Origin of the sequence: Anaeromusa acidaminophila DSM 3853, from assembly GCF_000374545.1 — a bacterium.
Classification (GTDB): Bacteria; Bacillota; Negativicutes; order Anaeromusales; family Anaeromusaceae; genus Anaeromusa; species Anaeromusa acidaminophila.
In genome coordinates, this window is record NZ_KB894600.1 from 13,744 (window position 1) to 30,667 (window position 16,924).

Consider the following 16,924-nt stretch of genomic DNA (forward strand, 5'->3'; position numbering starts at 1 on the left):
TTCTCCTGTTTCCACTATGGTAAAACCTTATACCGCCGCGGTTTGCTTCAATTGTCCGCAGCCGCCTTGAATATCGCTGCCAAAATTATGGAAAATCTCCGCCTCCACCGCTGTCTTCATTGTATTATAAAAATCCAAAACCTCCAAGCGATTCGCAGGGGTCAATCCCTCTATATTGTTTTCGTTATACTGTGAAAGAATCAATTTCAACGGTTTCCCCTGCAAAAGCGTTGTTAAGCGAACCGCATCGTCTGCAGTGTTGTTGAAACCATGAAACAGCATATACCGTATGCGCGCTTTCGTGTTAAAGGCAGCCGCATAAACCGCAGCCGCCTGAATAATCTCCTCAACGCCGTATTCCTGCGTCATGGGAATAATCTGCCTGCGCTGCACATCGGTCGAAGCATGCAACGAAAGATTCAAGCGAATGGAGATATCACTGCCTTGAAAATCCTCGAGCAATTCATAGATCTGCGGCACAATCCCCACCGTAGCTAATTCAAACTGCCGCAGCCCCCAGCGGGAGCGTAGCTCCCAAATGGCCGCCTTGACTTGTCCATAATTGCGCAGTGGCTCGCCCATACCGGCAAACACCACTGCTTCCAACGGCGTTCGCTTGGCATTTTTACGAGTTCGATTACAAAGCTCTACCTGGCCGACAATCTCTTGGGCCGTCAGGTTGCGAATAAACCCCTGCCTGCCTGTGGCGCAAAAGCGACAGCCCATGTGACAGCCTACCTGCGAAGATATACAGACAGTGCTGTTAAAGGTCAGTCTCCGTTCTTCATCCACCATATAAAGCGTTTCGACGGTATGACCGTCTGCCAAACTTACAAGATATTTTTCCGACTGATCACAACTAAGCCGTTTTTGTACTACTTTCATTGCAGCTTCCTCCGCCCTTAGAAAAATAAAATCGCCCTCTGTGACATGCCAGAGGGCGAAAGAAGCAGAAAAACCTGCAAAAGTCCATACCCTCTATCACTCGTAGAGTCAATGGCGGCATACAGGCTTGACTAATGCAGGCGCCTGTACTCAATTGCATTCAATGTACCATAAACAGCCACAGGGTTCATATAAAAAAACTATCAACTTTTGTACTATTCTTGGGGTAAGCGCTGCTGAATATCCAGAAGCGTCTCTACCGGCACGCCGCCGTCCAAGGCGGACAACAGACTCAAATAGAACTCTGCCGCCTGTTCCGTCATCTGCCCGATAAGGCGGGTAAATTCTTCCTCTAAAACTGCGTCATAGCTCGTCTGCATACGGATTTTTTCTCTCTGCAGATATTCATCGGCCAGCACGCTAAGCAGCTCATAGAGCGCTTCCCCCATGACCTTGCTTTCACCCTCCTCAAAAAACGCTTTAGGGTTTTTAAAGCAGGCCAGGGCTTTACCAAAATGCTCTAAAGGCGTCTCTTGAAAAGCGCTCGCAAATTCAAGATGTTCCCTGTTTTCCAGTTCAAACACGGCAAAGGAAAGATCGGTATTGATCTCCCCAATGCGTTCGGCAAGGCTTTGCTGATACGCAGCCCCATGGGTTTGCGCAAAGCGGTCCAACCGTACCGTAGTGGCGCGCAGCTCCTGGGCTAAATCAAAGCCGATCTGCTCTAAGAGCTCCCCTAGCGACTGGCGCAAGGCCTTTTTCAAATCCCGCCCATCGTCTCGCAGCACCGCCGGATTGAAGGCCTCTTTAAAGAAATTGTTGAACCGCAAAAACACTCGCTGTTTGGCATAGTAAAGCAGTTCTTCCAGTTCCTGCAGCAGGCTGCTGCGCAAATTTTGCACGCTTTGCTGCGCTAAAACGGCTGCCACCTCGCCTTGCTCGCTTTCCAGCTTGGCCCGTTTTTGGGCCTTCACCGAGACATCTTCGCGGGCGCTGGCAATAAGAGCGCTTACGCGCTGTCCAACGCGGCGCAGCTCATTTTCGGAGGCCGCCACCGCCAGGTTAGCCAAATCGTTAGCAATAAAATGATAAAAGGCTTCTTCGAACACAGGCATGCCGGAAAGGGCCGCCCCTGTCTGGGCCTGTTTTTCCTTCAGGGCATGCAGGCTCGACAAGGCGTAGAGATGGGGATTGCGCACGCCGTATTTGACAAGCTGCTCTTGCACATAGGCGAGGACGGTTTCTTTTTCTTCTTCGTTGTCGGCCAGGTCAATGGCGTTGATAATAAAGAACATTTTATCCAGCTGGAAGACGTCCTTGACCCGCCCCAGTTGAATCAGAAACTCCCGGTCCGCCTTGGAGAAGGCATGATTGTAGTAGGTAACAAAGAGAATGGCATCAGAGTTTTTAATGAACTCAAAGGCAACGCCTGTATGGCGGGCGTTGATGGAATCCGCCCCTGGCGTGTCGACCAAGGTAATGCCCTTGCGAGTCAGAGGGCAGTCATAGTAAAGGTCAATCCATTCTACAAAGCAGGATTTTTCCTCCACCGCCACATAGTCGCCAAACTCCGCCATAGTTGTTTCCAGCACAGCCCCCAGCTGCTCGCCAAAGGCGGCATAGCCGCGGGCAAAGGCCTGTAAAAAAGCATAGCTGGTTTTCTCCGCCGCCCCGACAGAACCGCCCTGTCCCAAGGCGGCTGCCTTTTCCCTGGCGTCAGCCAAATCAGCCGCCTGCACTTCAAAGAGGCGCAGCGCCTGATTGACATCATCCAACAAGGCCTTGGCATCCTTCACCTTGACGCGCACCGTTCCATGGGGGCAGGTTTCGTTCACCGGCTTAATCTGATTAATGGCTGCTGTTGTCGGATTCGGAGAAACAGGCAGCACTTTCTCACCCAAAAGAGCATTGGCAAAAGAAGACTTACCGGCACTGAACGCTCCGAAGAGGGCGACGGTAAAGCCTTTATGCTCCAAGCGCGCCGCCTTTTCCTCGAGCTCCCTGGCCAGTTTTGCAAAACCAGGCAAATCATGCACAAGATGCGCCGTCTGTTGGAGGGCGCTTGCCGTTTGCTTCATACGATCCGTCGCTTCGACGGCTGCCGCTTTTTTCTCGTTTACCTTAGGCCTGGTTTGGACACAAGGAGGCGCTTTTTTCACGAGTTCCACCTGCCCAGTTTGCGGCGAAACAACGTCAAATTCCTCTTCGTTCTGTGCCAGCAGGCAAAACGCTTCTTCTGTAATTTCCTTCGCTTGGCTAAGCAGCTTATCCGCTTCCGCCTGCGCCAGCTTAGCGGCGGCTTCCTGTTTTTTCAGCTGTTCCAGGGCGGCAATATAACGCTCCAAACCGGCTGATTTTTGCGCCAGCCGCACCTGCAGCGCAGCAGTACGCTCTTGGAGCGCCTCCAGGATATCGACTTCCAGAGAAGCCAGATTTCGTTTCACTGCAAGTTTAATTTCGTTAGCCACGCTCTCCGTATAATTGATGACCGATTCTCCGGAAAGGCGGGCGCCCGGCTTTACCGCGCCCACTAGCGCTTCCTTGGCCAAAGGCGCCGTAAACTGCTGCGCCCTTGCGAGCAATTCCTTGTCTTCCAAACGCCGTTCTTTTAAGAAACGCCCCAGGAACTCGCGCAGATGCCATTCTAGTTGTGATTTTATCTTTTCCAACACACCCTGATAAAAAAGCTCCAACCGGTTTTCCCGTTCCGCCTCTGTTTTCTGCTTGGTAAACAAAAAACCAACCTTAAAGCCCGCCTGGCAGGCTTCCAAATACGCTTCCGCCAACGCCCGCGTTTCAAAGGGCATCAAATAAGCATTCTGCATAATTTTGCTGACTTCCAGGTCAAACTGACTCTCTGCTTTTTCCAGGCCTTCGCCCAGCAGGTTCTTTTCCGCCAGCAGCTTGTCATAGTTCGCCTGCAGCTCCTCTTGCTCCGCCGTCGACAGCTCGCCCAGAACCTCCCTGGCCGACTGTAATTTATCTTCGCCTTTTTTCCGCGCCGCCGTCAAATGATCACCGACGATTTTTTGCAGGGAATGAAATATCGATTGCAGCAACAGCGTATCCTTAGCTTGCAGCCGCTCCGCCAAAAACGCCTGCAGCGCCGGAAATTGATTATGCGCATGCTCGTCGCTTTTGAGAGACGTATAAAAAATATGCGTCGCCTTAACACCCCAGGAGGCAAAGGAATTTACCACGCTGGCCTGAAAATCGGCAAAGGAAAGCTCCTGCTCGGAGTGCTTGTCCACCTGGTTAATGACCAAACAAACCTCTTTACCCGCTTCCGTCAGTTCTTTAGTGAACATAAAATTCAATTCGGACTGCACATGATTATAGTCCATAACATAAAAAATCAAATCCGCCAGATGAATGGCCGACTCCGTCGCAATGCGATGCGCATCGTCCGCCGAATCAATGCCGGGCGTATCCAGAACCACCACTTGCGGCGGCAGTTGACAGTCAGCCTGACTGAGTTCAATCTCCTGAATTTGGTCGCCGTCTTTGCAATACTGCTTCACCAGCTCATAATCATAGGGCGCCAAATACATGCGCGGCTTTTCGTTCTTGAAAAACACCTTGGCATAAGCTTCGCCCGCCTTGACCTTCACCAAATTGGCACTGGTCGGGATAGGGCTTGAAGGCAACAGGTTTTCACCGATTAAACGGTTGATAATCGTAGATTTTCCCGCTGAAAAATGGCCGCAAAAAGCAATGGCAAACTCTTGCTGTGCCAGCTTGCCCGCTAGCTGCTTTATTTTTGCCGCATTGTCAAAGTCCTGATGGGCCAATACATAGTCATAAGCCGCTGCCAGCTTCCCTTTCAAGGTCCGTAAATCTGCCGGGCGGTTCATAGTTTGAAGCATGTGCAATTTCCCTTCATACGCTAAATAGAATCATACAGTACGTTTATTCTATACGAAAATTGTAAGAAAGGCCAGAGGACGAAAGGGTACGACGAGGTTACAAGATTTACACAGAGAATCAGAGAAAAAGCCAGAGGAAGCAGAGACAAACCAAAATATTGAACAAGAGAATCGGAGTCACGAGAGGGCACACAAGAGAAATACAAGGTACGATAGTAAAAAATCCGCCCTTTCCTGCAAGGAAAGAGCGAATTTAAGCGTCACTATAGCTTTTGCAAATATACCGTATAGGCCAGACAATTTCCATTGAAAGCGACTTCCTCAAAGCCAGCAGCCTGGGCCAAATCCAGCACATGCGACTTACGCTGGTAATGGGGATCAAAGATTGTTTCAGCAATCGCCAGGATGCCCCTCGGCTTTAAAGCTGCGAATATCTCCTGCAAAGCCGCTGCCTGCTGGGTAATTTCTCCCAACACCGCCGCCATCACCGCCCGGTCCGCCTGATACGGCGGCAGCTTTCCTTCGCCCAAGGGAAGCTTCACGAACTCAACCATGACTAGATTTTCCTGTTGCGCTTTGCGCTGTACCACATCCAGCATACCCTGCTGCAAATCAACAGCGATCACCTTGCCGCTTGGGCCGACTTCTTTGCCTAAAGGAAGTGTGACCCGCCCCGGACCGCAGCCGGCATCCAAAACAGTCATGCCTTCGGCAACGCCCAAGCCGGCGAGAATAGTCTTGGATTGGCTGTTTTTCGCTAAAGGATTTTCCATCTCCACCATGCGGTACAGCCAAGACGGACAAGGAAGGCTTTTTCGCCGGGAAACAAGCTTCCAAACGATCCAGATGGCGCACAGCACCGCAAAAAGGGTAAAAATGACCGTCAAGGCGTCCATGGCCCCACCCCTTCCGTTTCACGCCGCACATGGCGGCAATGCGCAAGGGCTGCCTCAAAATCTTCCGGCAACGGCGCCTGCACCGTAACTTCACGCAGCTCCTTAAGATGCCCAAAACGCACGCAGGCCGCATGCAGCGCCTGCCGGGGCATCCAGGACGTCCGCCTTCCATACATGCCGTCGCCAATAAGGGGATGACCCAGATGCGAGGCATGCAGTCGAATCTGGTGAGTTCGCCCGGTTTCCAGCGTCAGCTCCAACAGCGTGGCCGCCGCATAGTTTTCCAGCGTGCGATAATGCGTAACCGCCTTCTCGCCGTCCTCACGCACCGCCCGGCGATTCGGACGATTAGGATGCGCGCCGAGCGGCGCATCAATAGTTCCCTCCGCCGGCGATACCTCGCCGTTTACCAGGGCCCAGTAGATTCGCTGCAGCCGTTTCTCTTTCATTTGCTGCTCCAGCAGGAACTGGCTGTGAGCATCTTTGGCAAAGATGACGCACCCGGAAGTGTCCCGATCAAGGCGGTGCAACGGCCGAATGGCGCAGAGCACCTCCCGCCGCTGCAGTTCATACGCCAGATAGTTCGCCAAGGTGCCGCTCATCGTCCGCCCAGCCGGATGCACCAGTAGCCCGGCAGGCTTATTCAGCACAAGCACATACTCATCTTCATAAAGAATCTCCACGCAGCCTTCTTCCGGCTGCACGCCGTACGAAACATCTTCCGTCAGCAACACCCGCAGACTATCGCCAACTTTTACTTTTTTCTGCAAAAATACAGCCTTGCCGTTCAACAAAACTCCCTTTTGCCTCGTCAGCTTCTGGAGCCGTCGCCCGGAGTACTGCAAAACTTGTTTCAAATAGGACTCCAGCGTCAACCCTGCATGTTCTTCCGCTACTTGGTAGGAAGTAAATTTTTTCACTGCGGCAAATCTCCAAATCGTTCTTTAAAAGCCTCCGGCGGCATCGTTTTATAGGTATGCAAATACTTTTTGAACAGTTCCATCTTATTTTGCCCCAGGGATACGCCCATGTAAATGCGCGGGATGCTATACTTGGCTTCTTGGCCAAGCAGCCCCAAGTCGGACACGGAAAAAGCTACGTCATAACCAGCTTCTTTAGCGGTTTGCAGGACCTCGCTGTTATAATGGCCAAACGGAAAAGCAATGGTACGACAAGGTTTATTGGTAACGCTTTCGATAAATTGCTTCGAAGCCTTCAGCTCGTACTGCAGCTCTTGTTTAGAGATCGCACTGAGATCGGCATGGGTCATCGTGTGCGATTGAATGGAAAACAACGGATTAGCGGCCAGTTCCTGCAGTTGTTTGTCCGTTAAATACGGGTAGCCTGTTAACGCAGAATTAAGGCCTTTTTTAAAAATAAAGAACGTCGCTTTCATCTTATGTTTCGCCAAAGCCGGCGCCGCATACTGATAAACGCCCTCATAGCCGTCATCAAAAGTGATCAGCACCGCTTTTTCAGGAAACGGACGCTTCGCGTCAACATACTGCAAAAATTCATCCATGCTTAAACTCTGATAGCCTTCTTGCTCCAGCCAAGCCAACTGCGCCTGAAAATCGTCCACCGAAACATCAAAGCCATTAATGGGCTTCACTTTAATATCATGATACATAAGTACTGGTGGAAAATAAGCTCGTTCTTGAGGCGCCTTTCCATTAGCCCAAGCGCTTGACGCTGTCAGTAACAGCAACAATAAAACAACTATACCTTTACGCAACCTGAGTCCCCCGTTCTGATTCCAATATTTTTTACAACTTTCCTATAGTTATTATAGAACGAACTTCTCGTCCGTCAAATAAATACCTGCAAATTAGGATGCCTGTTCCTATAACTACGTTTTCTTTTTCCTTTTATCAGCGTTATGTTAGTTGTGAACCAAGCCAGACAGGTTTATAGTAGTAAAAGAACATACCTGCTTCAAGTCACGGAGAAAGGAAGATAGTTATGTCTAATATCTCTGCCGAACCAAAAACTAGAGAATCGGCCAAATCTTTATGGGCCGGCAGCTTAGCTCATTTTATTCATGACGGCTGCTCTGATATGCTTTATCTGTTCTTTCCTTTATGGCAGGCGCAGTTTGCCCTAAGCTTTGCCGAAATCGGCATCCTAAAAACGCTTTTTTCCGGCACTATGGCTAGCCTGCAAGTTCCCGCCTCTTCGCTGGCCCCTCGCTTGGGGGCCGAAAAATTATTAGCCTGGGGCACGCTGCTTTTAGGCGCAGCCATGCTGTTTCTGGGAAATGTTGATACCATTTATTTTGTAGGCTTCCTATTAGTCCTTGGCGGCCTTGGTTCCAGCACGCAGCACCCTATGTCCTCCGCCTTAATTTCAGACGCCTACGAACAAATCGACCTACGGCGCAAAGCGCTTAGCACCTTTAATGTGGCAGGAGACTTAGGCAAACTGGCGTTGCCGGCTACAGGCGCCTTTATTGTCAGCCAATCCAACTGGATGAGCGCCGCTCAAGCAGCTGGCGTTGCCACACTTTGTATTGCAGGCTGGCTTTTCTTCTATTTCCCGCACCAAAATCCCTCTCTCTCTAAAATCTCCTCTGCACCGTCCGAGCAGCCAACCGCCGCCATAGGAGGCTGGCTCAACTACAAGCCGTTTTGGTCTTTATCCTCCATCGGGGTCATCGACAGCGCCACTCGCATGGGCTTCTTAACTTTCTTTCCCTTCTTGCTGCAGCAAAAAGGCGGCAGCATCGCCGATACCGGTATTGCTCTGTCACTTATTTTCGCTGGCGGCGCTTGCGGCAAGCTGGCTTGCGGCCGCTTAGCCCTACGCATCGGTGTACTCCGCTCTGTCATTTTGACGGAAATCGTTACTGCTCTTTGCATTGTCAGCACGCTGTTTCTGCCTCTTTTGCCTACCCTCCTGCTAGCGCCGCTCTTAGGGGTCGCTCTAAATGGAACCTCATCGGTTCTTTATGGCAGCGTACCGGAGTTGGTTCCCCCTACGCACCGTCAAAAAGCCTTTGCCATCTTCTATACCATGACCATCGGCTCCGGAGCGATCTCCCCGTTTCTCTACGGTTTGGCCGGCGACGTAATCGGTCTATCACAAGTTGTCCTTCTCTTAGCCTGCATTGTTTTGGCGACGCTGCCACTCACATTACCTTTGCGCAATCGTTTGGCTAGCTCTTAAACGCTCCATTACTTACGGCTGTGAATTTTAGGCCTTGGAGAAGCAACATAGTCCGCAAAAAAAGAGAGCCTTGAGACGCCCTAGCCTAAAAGGACGTCTCAAGGCTCTCTTTCGTTCTGCGACACTAATTTTTCGCTTCCAGGGTCATCATCAAAAAACCGCAAAAGGCGGCATGATCCACCTGCAACGACGGATGAACGGCTTGTTTCATTTGCGTAATCTCTTCGCGAAAAGCCTTATAGAAGGCAAAGGTCGGACTTGGACTGTATTTTAGGCTGGTCAGTTCAAAATACTCGATAATGCCTTTGGCTGTCGTCGGCTTGACAAATACCTCCACCTCCGGTCGATAATAAATACCATACACCGTAAGCAATGGCCACTTTGCCAGTTTATAGGTGCGCAGCACCTCCGTCATCTGCTCAAAGCCCTGTTCTTGGTCTCCATGCAGAAATCCCCGCAAACCATGCGCCAGTTGCTCTTTTTCTCCATCCTTCAGGCTGTTCACGCAGTCTTTGAACTTTGGTTTTTCAAAAAGAGAAATCAAAGACGATTGGCTGACCAGCTTTTTCATAGACTCTACGATAGCCCCCGCCTGTCCAAAGGCCTCCTGAGAAAAACTGTTTTGCGCCAGCTCTTTCATTTTCTCCACTTTGTGCTTCTTGGTGAGCGCCAACATCTGCGGATGAGAAAACCCACCAGGGTAACGCCTGATAAATGTTTCTTCGGCTTCCTTTAGTTTGGCTTTATTCACCGTCTCATCTCCTGCTTCTCAATTCCGGTCACTTAATAAACGTATTCTCCTTCAACTCACGGAAAGCCAGATCCAGTTCTTCTTGTGTATTCATCACAATGGGGCCGCCCCAGGCGATGGGTTCTTGCAATGGCCGCCCAGCTGCCAGCAAAAACCGCAAACCAGACTCCGCCGCTTTCACCTGCAACAAAGCACCTTCGGAAAACAAAACCGCTTGCTTTGCCGCAATCGCTGTTTCTTCCACTACTCCGACTGCACCCTCACCTTGAAAAATATAGATAAACAAAGAGGCGTCCGGATCTGTCTGCAGCATCCACTCCGACCCAGCGTTCAACTCTACATCCAAAAGCAAGGGTTTCACGAAATCTCCTGCTCTAGCACCTGCTGTTTCTTTGTACGTGCCTGCAATCACCCGAACCCGGGCCTTTTCTTCATCCACTACAAGCATCTCTCCTTGAGTGATACCGTGGTACATCGGAGCCGTCATTTTATCAGCAGCAGGCAGATTTAACCACAACTGAACGCCTAACATGCGCTCACTGGCTTTAGGCATTTCCTGGTGGATGATGCCGGAACCCGCCGTCATCCATTGACACTCGCCATCTAAAATACTGCCTGTGTTTCCCAGGCTGTCGCCATGTTCAATATCCCCTTGGATTAAGTAGGTTATCGTTTCAATGCCGCGGTGCGGATGCCAGGGGAAGCCCTTAATATAATCAAGAGGATTACGAGAATCAAAGGCGTCCAGCATCAAGAAGGGATCAAATTCTTGCGTGTCCTTCCGACCAATGACACGCACCAAGCGCACACCGGCGCCGTCAACCGTCTGCTCTCCTGTAATGATTTTCTTTACCTTTCTCGTCTGAATCATACCAACGTCACCTCACAATCTATTTTATGCAAAGAAATAGCTAGTCATCGATATAGAGCCTAAGGTGCAAGCATCATTATAGACTATAAAATTCAATCCTTTTTTCTATTATCCTTGTTCATTTTTTCTCTTTTTTACTACCGAATTCTTTTCTTTGTTTCCTATTTACAAATAATAATTATCGTTATATAATGCAATTAGAGATAATCATTATCAATTACCTCTAATCCAATCAAAGGAAGTGTTTTTTATGAAAACCTTATTCGATAAATTGTTTGCTCACAAAGAAGAAGTGCGTTTGTGCAGCGCTAAAAACATCCTCGATTGCCCAGAATATTGGACCAATTTGGCAACAACCAGCTAAGAGCTTCTTCTAACACGAAAGCGGCGGTAATTCTTGATTACTCAAGAATTACCGCCGCTCTTTTATATACCCAAAATCCTCTGCATTCCGTTCCCCGCAGGCGATTACCGACGGCTTCCCGCCCACGAAAGAGCCACTGCATGTTTTTTCAATCTCTGCACCACAGGCAGCACAATCCCTGCAGCCAGGCCAATTTGCACCAAATTGCCGGGCACCGAAACCAGCGGCGCAATCCAGTTGCCGTAAATAATTCCCTCTGCACCGTAATAGCCGACGATCTTAATGGTGCAAGCCGCAAGCAGCGCCAGCACATAGGCCATAAAGGACTGGTTTTTTTCGCAAATAGCACCGACGGTATATCCCATAAGGCCTACAATAACCAACGTAAAGGGCGCCCATAAAAACCAGCCGCCAACTACGTCAAACAAAGCCATTCCCAGACCGCCCGCCAAAGCCCCCAGCCAGCGGCCATAGAGGATCGCAATGATAAAGAGCGGCACATTTCCCAAGTGGATCAAGCCGCCATTGGCTGCAATGGGCAGCCTCACATTAACAAACACGGTGCACGCAAAGACAAGCGCAATGCCTAATGCCGCATACACCAAATACTTGGTTTGTTTTAAAGAATGCTGTTCCATATTTCTTTTTCCACCCTTTCCCGCTTAGGCCTCCGCCAAGCGATGTGCTGCATGATAGGTCGGTCCCACATATGAATTGATGGGAAAACCATGTTGGATGGCTTGGGTGACGAAATTTTTAGCTTTGCCTACCGCTTCCGGCACCGCTAACCCTTGAGCCAAGCCGGCCGTAATCGAAGCAGCATAGGTGCAGCCTGCGCCATGAGTATAGGTGGTATTGATCTTCGGTGTTTCAAAGACGGTAAAGTCCTTGCCGTCGTACAAAATATCAATGGCATTGTCAGTGCCCAGCTTGGAGCCGCCTTTAATCAAAACATATTGGGGGCCCAACGCATGAATTTTAATGGCTGCTTCCTTCATCGTCTCCACAGACTGAATACGCACGCCGCTCAATTGACTGGCTTCAAATACATTCGGCGTAATCACCGTAGCCTTCGGGGCCAGCATCTGGCTAATGGCTACAGCTGCTTCCGGATGCAGCACTTCATCGGTTCCTTTGCAAATCATCACCGGGTCAATGACAACATTTTTCACCGCATACTCATCCAACTTACGAGCTACCAAGGAAATAATTTCAACCGTTCCCAGCATGCCGGTCTTCATGGCGTCTACGCCAATACCGCCAAGAACCGTATCAATCTGCGCTTCCAATGTCTCCAACGACAAGGGATACACATCATGAGCCCAATTGTTTTTAGGATCTTGGGCCACAAGAACCGTAATGGCGGTCATACCATACACGCCATACTCCTGAAAGGTTTTGATATCCGCCTGCAATCCGGCGCCGCCGCTTGTATCGGAACCGGCTATCGTAAGTGCTTTCGCTGGTGCTTTCATTTAAAATTCCTCCTGCCAAACTACTTTAACGTTTTTTCTTATTTTTTTATAAAAACCTGGTTGTATTATAAAGCAAATCTGCTACCATTAAAATATACAGAATCTATATTTAAAATAAGTACAGATAGGAATGAAAAGGACCATGTCTAAACTGATACTGCTTGACCACGAAAGCAAAGAGCCTCTTTACATGCAGCTTTATCGCTATTTCCGCACGGAAATCGAGCAAAACAATTTAAAGGAAAATCAAAAAATCCCTTCCATCCGCTTTTTGGCGGATAGTTTATCGGTCAGCAAAATCACCGTAGAAAAAGCCTACCAGCAATTGCTCTGCGAAGGATATATCACCAGCGGCAATCGTACGCGTTATGCAGTCAACCGCTTTGTAGAAAACGCTTGGCCTTCTCCTGCGCCGCAAAATGCCATTCCCAAAGAACAATCCTCGCAGGAATTGACGTTTAAATACGATCTGGCCAGTGGTGAAATGGATGCGGACGGCTTTGATTTCTCTCTTTGGAAGAGGTATATCAATAAAGCCTTCTTAGATCCAAGCCGTCTCATGCGCTACGGCGACCTCCAAGGCGAAATAGAGCTGCGCAAGGAGATTGTCAACTACATCCGTTCACGAGGTGTTAATTGCCATTACGGCCAAGTCATTGTCGGGCCTGGCGTACAAAGCCTGTTGAATATTTTGGCCAGCATGCTGAAACCAGAGCATGACGGCATTGCCTTTGAAGAACCAGGCTTTAAAATGGGTCGCCGCACCTGGGAAGACCGGGGCTTTCAAATTATCCCGGTGCGCCTAAAAAAAGAAGGCATCGATACGGACGAGCTGGCTCGCAGCGGCGCTCGCCTTGTGTATGTGACGCCTTCGCATCAGTTCCCGACCGGTTATATTATGCCGATCGGCGAACGGACGCAGCTTTTAAACTGGGCCCGACAAACAGGCTCTACGGTTATTGAAGACGATTATGACAGTGAGTTTCGCTATTTCGGCCGTCCCCTCCCCGCCTTAAAAGGGTTGGATACGGAAGGCTCCGTCATTTATATGGGCTCCTTTTCCAAGGTCATTCCCCCGTCCATCCGTATTAGCTATATGGTGCTGCCGGAACAGTTGCTGAAAAGCTACCGGGAACGCGCTTCCTTGTACAACCAAACAACATCCGCCCTAGAGCAGTTGGCTCTAGCCCGTTATATGGCCGATGGCCACCTGGAACGGCAAATCCGCCGCCTCCGCAAACTCTACAATGAAAAGCACGCTCTCTTTCTGGAAAGCATCCGGACCATCTTAGGCCAGCAGGTAGCTATTAACGAAACCGAGTCCGGCCTCCATCTCGTTTTAACGGTAAAATCCTCGTTGACGCCAAAAGAATTATACGCACGGGCATTAGCGAAAGGCTGCCGCATCGCGCTTTTGCAGGATTACTATCTGGGAGAAGCTCCAACCTCTCCATCCCAAGTCATCCTTTATTTTTCTAAAATCCCGGCGGAAGAAATGAAAACAGCCATTCAGCTGTTAAAAGAAGCTTGGTTTGAGTAAAACCGTCGGATTCGCCAAGCCGCTAATCTAACATTTTTAAAATCCCGCATCCACTGGTTATTTAGCGTCTGGAGGTAAACACAATGAACGAGAGTAACAACTATTGGAATCAATTATATGAATCCCGAAATAATCAAAAACCAGTTTATGATTTATGGCTGGACAAATATGCAGCCATTTTATCGACCTCGAACTCTATTCCTATTATTGATTTGGGATGCGGATCTGGAAATAATACATTGTACTTGCAGGAAAGAAACTACAAAGTAATTTCATGCGATTTTTCAAAGGAAGCATTAAAAAAGCTAGATTTTTTTATAGACAAACCTGACACAAGACTGTTTGACATGAAGGAAGGCTTACCTTTTGAAGATCAAAGCGCCAAAATAGTTATTGCCGATCTTTCACTGCATTATTTTCGTTGGCTCGAAACCGTAGCCATTGTTGCTGAGATTCAGCGGGTTCTTATGAAAGATGGTTTTTTACTACTGCGAGTTAACTCAGTAAAAGACACGAACTATGGAGCCGGTCAGGGAACTCTTGTCGAAGAAAATTATTATTGTAAGCAAGGCCGGTTCAAGCGATTCTTCAACAAAGCACAATTAGACGACCTTTTTCAAAACTGGGAATTTCACTATAGTAGTGAATATGAAATGGCCCGGTATGAAAACACGAAAGTTCTTTGGGAATTGGCCTTGAAAAAGCACCTTTGAAACTTGCGCAATACAAAAGCCTCCGCCCTGCAAGCGTTCGCAGGACGGAGGCTCATTAATGCCTGACAGAAATTCAGTTTTTATAGCTTTCATAGCGAATGCGGTTTGCTTCGAAACGGTCTACAAACTGATTTTCCGCCGAATACCCCAGCGCCAGCATAGCAAAGGGCGTAACTCCCGTAGGCAGTTGAAACAATTCGGTAATGTATTTCATCCGGTCTTCTTCCGGCGCAACTCCCATCCATACCGCTCCCAGGCCATTTTCGACGGCGGCTAACAATAGATTTTGCGTGGCCGCCGCCAAATCCTGCTGCCAATACTGCGGAAATTTCAACCCGGCTTCGTTTGCCAAGACAATAATGCCTAACGGCGCTTCTTGCATGGGCGATGCATACGGATGAGCCTTCGCCAATTTAGCCAGAGTATCTTTGTTTTCCACTACAATAAACTCCCATGGCCGCTGATTCGCTGCTGACGGAGCCTGCATCGCCGCCCTCAGCAACCGCTCTATCGTTTCTTTTTCCACCAATCTAGCTTCATAACGACGAATGCTCCGGCGTTTTTGAATCGCTTCATAGGTATTCATAATTCCACCATCCTTTTCAGGCTTGTTTAGGTTAATTATATCTGCTATTCTTTATTCATGTAAGTATGCACTTTATCGGAAGATACTATACGCAGAGAAAGTAACTATTCAAAGGAGAGTATATATGAAAGAAAAGAAAGGCGACCTCAATCTTGATTGCCCAGTAGCCTATACACTATCGGTACTCGGAGGCAAGTGGAAATGGTTGATCATCTACATTCTAGCGGAAGAAACGATTCTCCGTTACGGAGAACTAAAAAGAAAATTACCAGGTATTACACATAAAATGCTAAGCCAACAACTCAAGGAATTAGAAGCGGAAGAATTGCTTTATCGCAAAGAATACCAGCAAATCCCGCCCAAAGTAGAATACTCACTGACAACACGCGCCCAAACGCTGCTGCCCATTCTAAAACTAATGTGCGAATGGGGTGCGGCCAATCAACCAAACACAACTTCCGCCTGTGCTTTATAAAAACGGAGACACTACTAAAAGATGCTAGCAACCTATTTTTCAAGGTTACTAGCATCTTCTTTATTTATCATATATCTAGTTAGCAGCTAGCGCTTTAGGTTCCTTAAACCCTTCCCTCCCAAACTTCTTTTAAAAGCGAGCAGTTTCAAAGGTTCCCCATACAAGAGGCTTTCCATTTTGCACCATCTGGCAGCCTTGAGCCCAAACGTCCTGCAAAACAAAATTGGTATCGACTACCGTGAAATCAGCGTCTAATCCGGAAGAAACGCAGCCCTTGTTGGCTAGCTTTAAGACTCGCGCAACATTGCTGGTAACAACCTGGATCGCCTTTTCAACAGCAATACCCTCGACATTAACCATATCCGCCACTTCCGCAAGCAAACTTTTTTGGTTGGCTACGCCAACACCAACGGTATTTCCCTTCTCGTCAAAAATTGGCATACTGCCATTTCCGTCAGAGCTCATTGTCAGTTGCGCAAGCGGCACCCCGACTTCCAAAGCCCTGCGAACAGCAGTGCTTGGTTTGACGGCTTTAGAAGAACCCGCAGCAGGACTGACGCCGGAAGTAATATCAATAATGCCTCCAGCCAATCCCCAGCGCAGACTTTCCGAGAACAGCGCTTCATTGCGATTTAAATGGGTTGGCAAAAACTGCCCCTTGGGAATTTCACCGTTTTGCGTAACAGCGAATAACGCATCCAATTTATCACTGCCGTCACCAAGATGCATATCAACAATACCCGCTTTACCGCTAAGCATGCCGCCAACACGCGCCTCGGCAGCCAATTTCTGATACTCTCGAATCGACGGCTGCGCTGAGCGATGATCCGACATGGCGATTTCGCCAGCGCCAATAATTTTATCAATAATAACAATATCACTGCGCACACTGCCGGTAATGGTTGGAGTGGGCAGTTCGTATGCGCCGGTATAAATATATGTGCTTATTCCTTCGGCCTCAAGACCGCGCGCTTTGGCTAAAAGGCTTGCCACGTGCCGAGTGGTGCCGTCCGTTCCCAGACAGCCTACTACCGTTGTTACACCCGAGGTGGTTATACTAGATAGCAGAACTTCCGGTGTCCGGGTAGCATAGCCCCCTTCGCCGCCACCGCCAATCAAATGTACATGGCTGTCAATAAAACCAGGAAATAAGCATTTACCATCTAGCTGTATTTCTTGGCAATCATAACCCACAGGCACTGAGAGATTTTTCCCAATGGCCGCTATTGTTTTCCCCGCAATAAGGATATCCTGAACACCCAAAGGCTCTGGCGCAAAAACTTTGGCTCCGCGCAACAACGAAAAGAATGGGTTTTTCATAGCAAACATCCTCTCTC

General features: G+C 48.9%; 15 protein-coding genes. 4 read left to right on the forward strand and 11 right to left on the reverse strand.

Translation table 11 applies throughout. From position 1 onward, the window contains the following. Positions 1–27: 27 nt before the first annotated feature. The 5 genes from C508_RS0113165 to C508_RS0113185 all read right to left on the reverse strand — a co-directional run bounded on the left by C508_RS0113165 (position 28) and on the right by C508_RS0113185 (position 7,382). The gene (locus C508_RS0113165) at positions 28–885 is read right to left on the reverse strand and encodes a radical SAM protein (RefSeq protein WP_018704034.1); all 858 of its coding nucleotides are present in this window, start codon (positions 883–885) and stop codon (positions 28–30) included. A gap of 215 nt (positions 886–1,100) precedes the next feature. Next, entirely contained in the window at positions 1,101–4,751 is a 3,651-nt protein-coding gene (locus C508_RS0113170) for a dynamin family protein (protein ID WP_018704035.1), read from the reverse strand. Positions 4,752–5,014: 263 nt separating this feature from the next. Beyond that, positions 5,015–5,647: a class I SAM-dependent methyltransferase gene (locus tag C508_RS0113175; RefSeq protein ID WP_018704036.1), complete on the reverse strand. Its 633-nt coding sequence runs from the start codon at positions 5,645–5,647 to the stop codon at positions 5,015–5,017. After that, on the reverse strand, positions 5,635–6,567 hold the full coding sequence (locus tag C508_RS0113180; protein ID WP_018704037.1) for an RluA family pseudouridine synthase: 933 nt from the start codon (positions 6,565–6,567) through the stop codon (positions 5,635–5,637). The genes C508_RS0113175 and C508_RS0113180 overlap by 13 nt, the downstream gene beginning before the upstream one ends. Then, positions 6,564–7,382 carry a polysaccharide deacetylase family protein gene (locus C508_RS0113185; protein WP_018704038.1) on the reverse strand — a complete coding sequence of 273 codons (819 nt, stop codon included), beginning with the start codon at positions 7,380–7,382 and terminating at the stop codon, positions 6,564–6,566. The genes C508_RS0113180 and C508_RS0113185 overlap by 4 nt, the downstream gene beginning before the upstream one ends. 227 nt (positions 7,383–7,609) lie before the next feature. On the opposite strand from C508_RS0113185, the gene C508_RS0113190 reads away from it, so the two are divergent. Beyond that, positions 7,610–8,812: an MFS transporter gene (locus tag C508_RS0113190; RefSeq protein WP_018704039.1), complete on the forward strand. Its 1,203-nt coding sequence runs from the start codon at positions 7,610–7,612 to the stop codon at positions 8,810–8,812. A 124-nt stretch (positions 8,813–8,936) separates the two neighbouring features. Here the strand turns inward: C508_RS0113190 and C508_RS0113195 are convergent, their stop codons facing one another. From C508_RS0113195 to pdxK, 4 genes are all read right to left on the reverse strand, one after another. After that, positions 8,937–9,563, reverse strand: coding sequence for a hypothetical protein (locus C508_RS0113195; RefSeq protein ID WP_018704040.1), 627 nt, complete (start codon positions 9,561–9,563; stop codon positions 8,937–8,939). A gap of 28 nt (positions 9,564–9,591) precedes the next feature. Beyond that, on the reverse strand, positions 9,592–10,434 hold the full coding sequence (locus C508_RS0113200; protein WP_018704041.1) for a pirin family protein: 843 nt from the start codon (positions 10,432–10,434) through the stop codon (positions 9,592–9,594). A gap of 468 nt (positions 10,435–10,902) precedes the next feature. After that, positions 10,903–11,436 (reverse strand): ECF transporter S component, encoded by a 534-nt coding sequence (locus C508_RS0113210; protein WP_018704043.1) that lies wholly within the window; start codon positions 11,434–11,436, stop codon positions 10,903–10,905. A gap of 24 nt (positions 11,437–11,460) precedes the next feature. Further along, positions 11,461–12,273, reverse strand: coding sequence for a pyridoxine/pyridoxal/pyridoxamine kinase (gene pdxK, locus C508_RS0113215; RefSeq protein ID WP_018704044.1), 813 nt, complete (start codon positions 12,271–12,273; stop codon positions 11,461–11,463). A gap of 142 nt (positions 12,274–12,415) precedes the next feature. On the opposite strand from pdxK, the gene pdxR reads away from it, so the two are divergent. After that, a complete protein-coding gene (pdxR, locus tag C508_RS0113220) occupies positions 12,416–13,813 on the forward strand; it encodes a MocR-like pyridoxine biosynthesis transcription factor PdxR (RefSeq protein ID WP_018704045.1) in 1,398 nt (465 codons plus the stop codon). A gap of 83 nt (positions 13,814–13,896) precedes the next feature. Next, the gene (locus tag C508_RS0113225; protein WP_018704046.1) at positions 13,897–14,526 is read left to right on the forward strand and encodes a class I SAM-dependent methyltransferase; all 630 of its coding nucleotides are present in this window, start codon (positions 13,897–13,899) and stop codon (positions 14,524–14,526) included. A gap of 73 nt (positions 14,527–14,599) precedes the next feature. Here the strand turns inward: C508_RS0113225 and C508_RS0113230 are convergent, their stop codons facing one another. Then, positions 14,600–15,112 (reverse strand): nitroreductase family protein, encoded by a 513-nt coding sequence (locus C508_RS0113230; RefSeq protein WP_018704047.1) that lies wholly within the window; start codon positions 15,110–15,112, stop codon positions 14,600–14,602. 124 nt (positions 15,113–15,236) lie between these two features. Here C508_RS0113230 and C508_RS0113235 point away from each other — a divergent pair, with 124 nt between their 5' ends. Then, positions 15,237–15,587, forward strand: coding sequence for a winged helix-turn-helix transcriptional regulator (locus C508_RS0113235; protein WP_018704048.1), 351 nt, complete (start codon positions 15,237–15,239; stop codon positions 15,585–15,587). 129 nt (positions 15,588–15,716) lie between these two features. Here C508_RS0113235 and iadA read toward each other — a convergent pair whose 3' ends face one another. Then, positions 15,717–16,916, reverse strand: a complete 1,200-nt coding sequence (iadA, locus tag C508_RS0113240) for a beta-aspartyl-peptidase (RefSeq protein ID WP_018704049.1) — start codon at positions 16,914–16,916, stop codon at positions 15,717–15,719. Between the last annotated feature and the right edge of the window lie 8 nt (positions 16,917–16,924).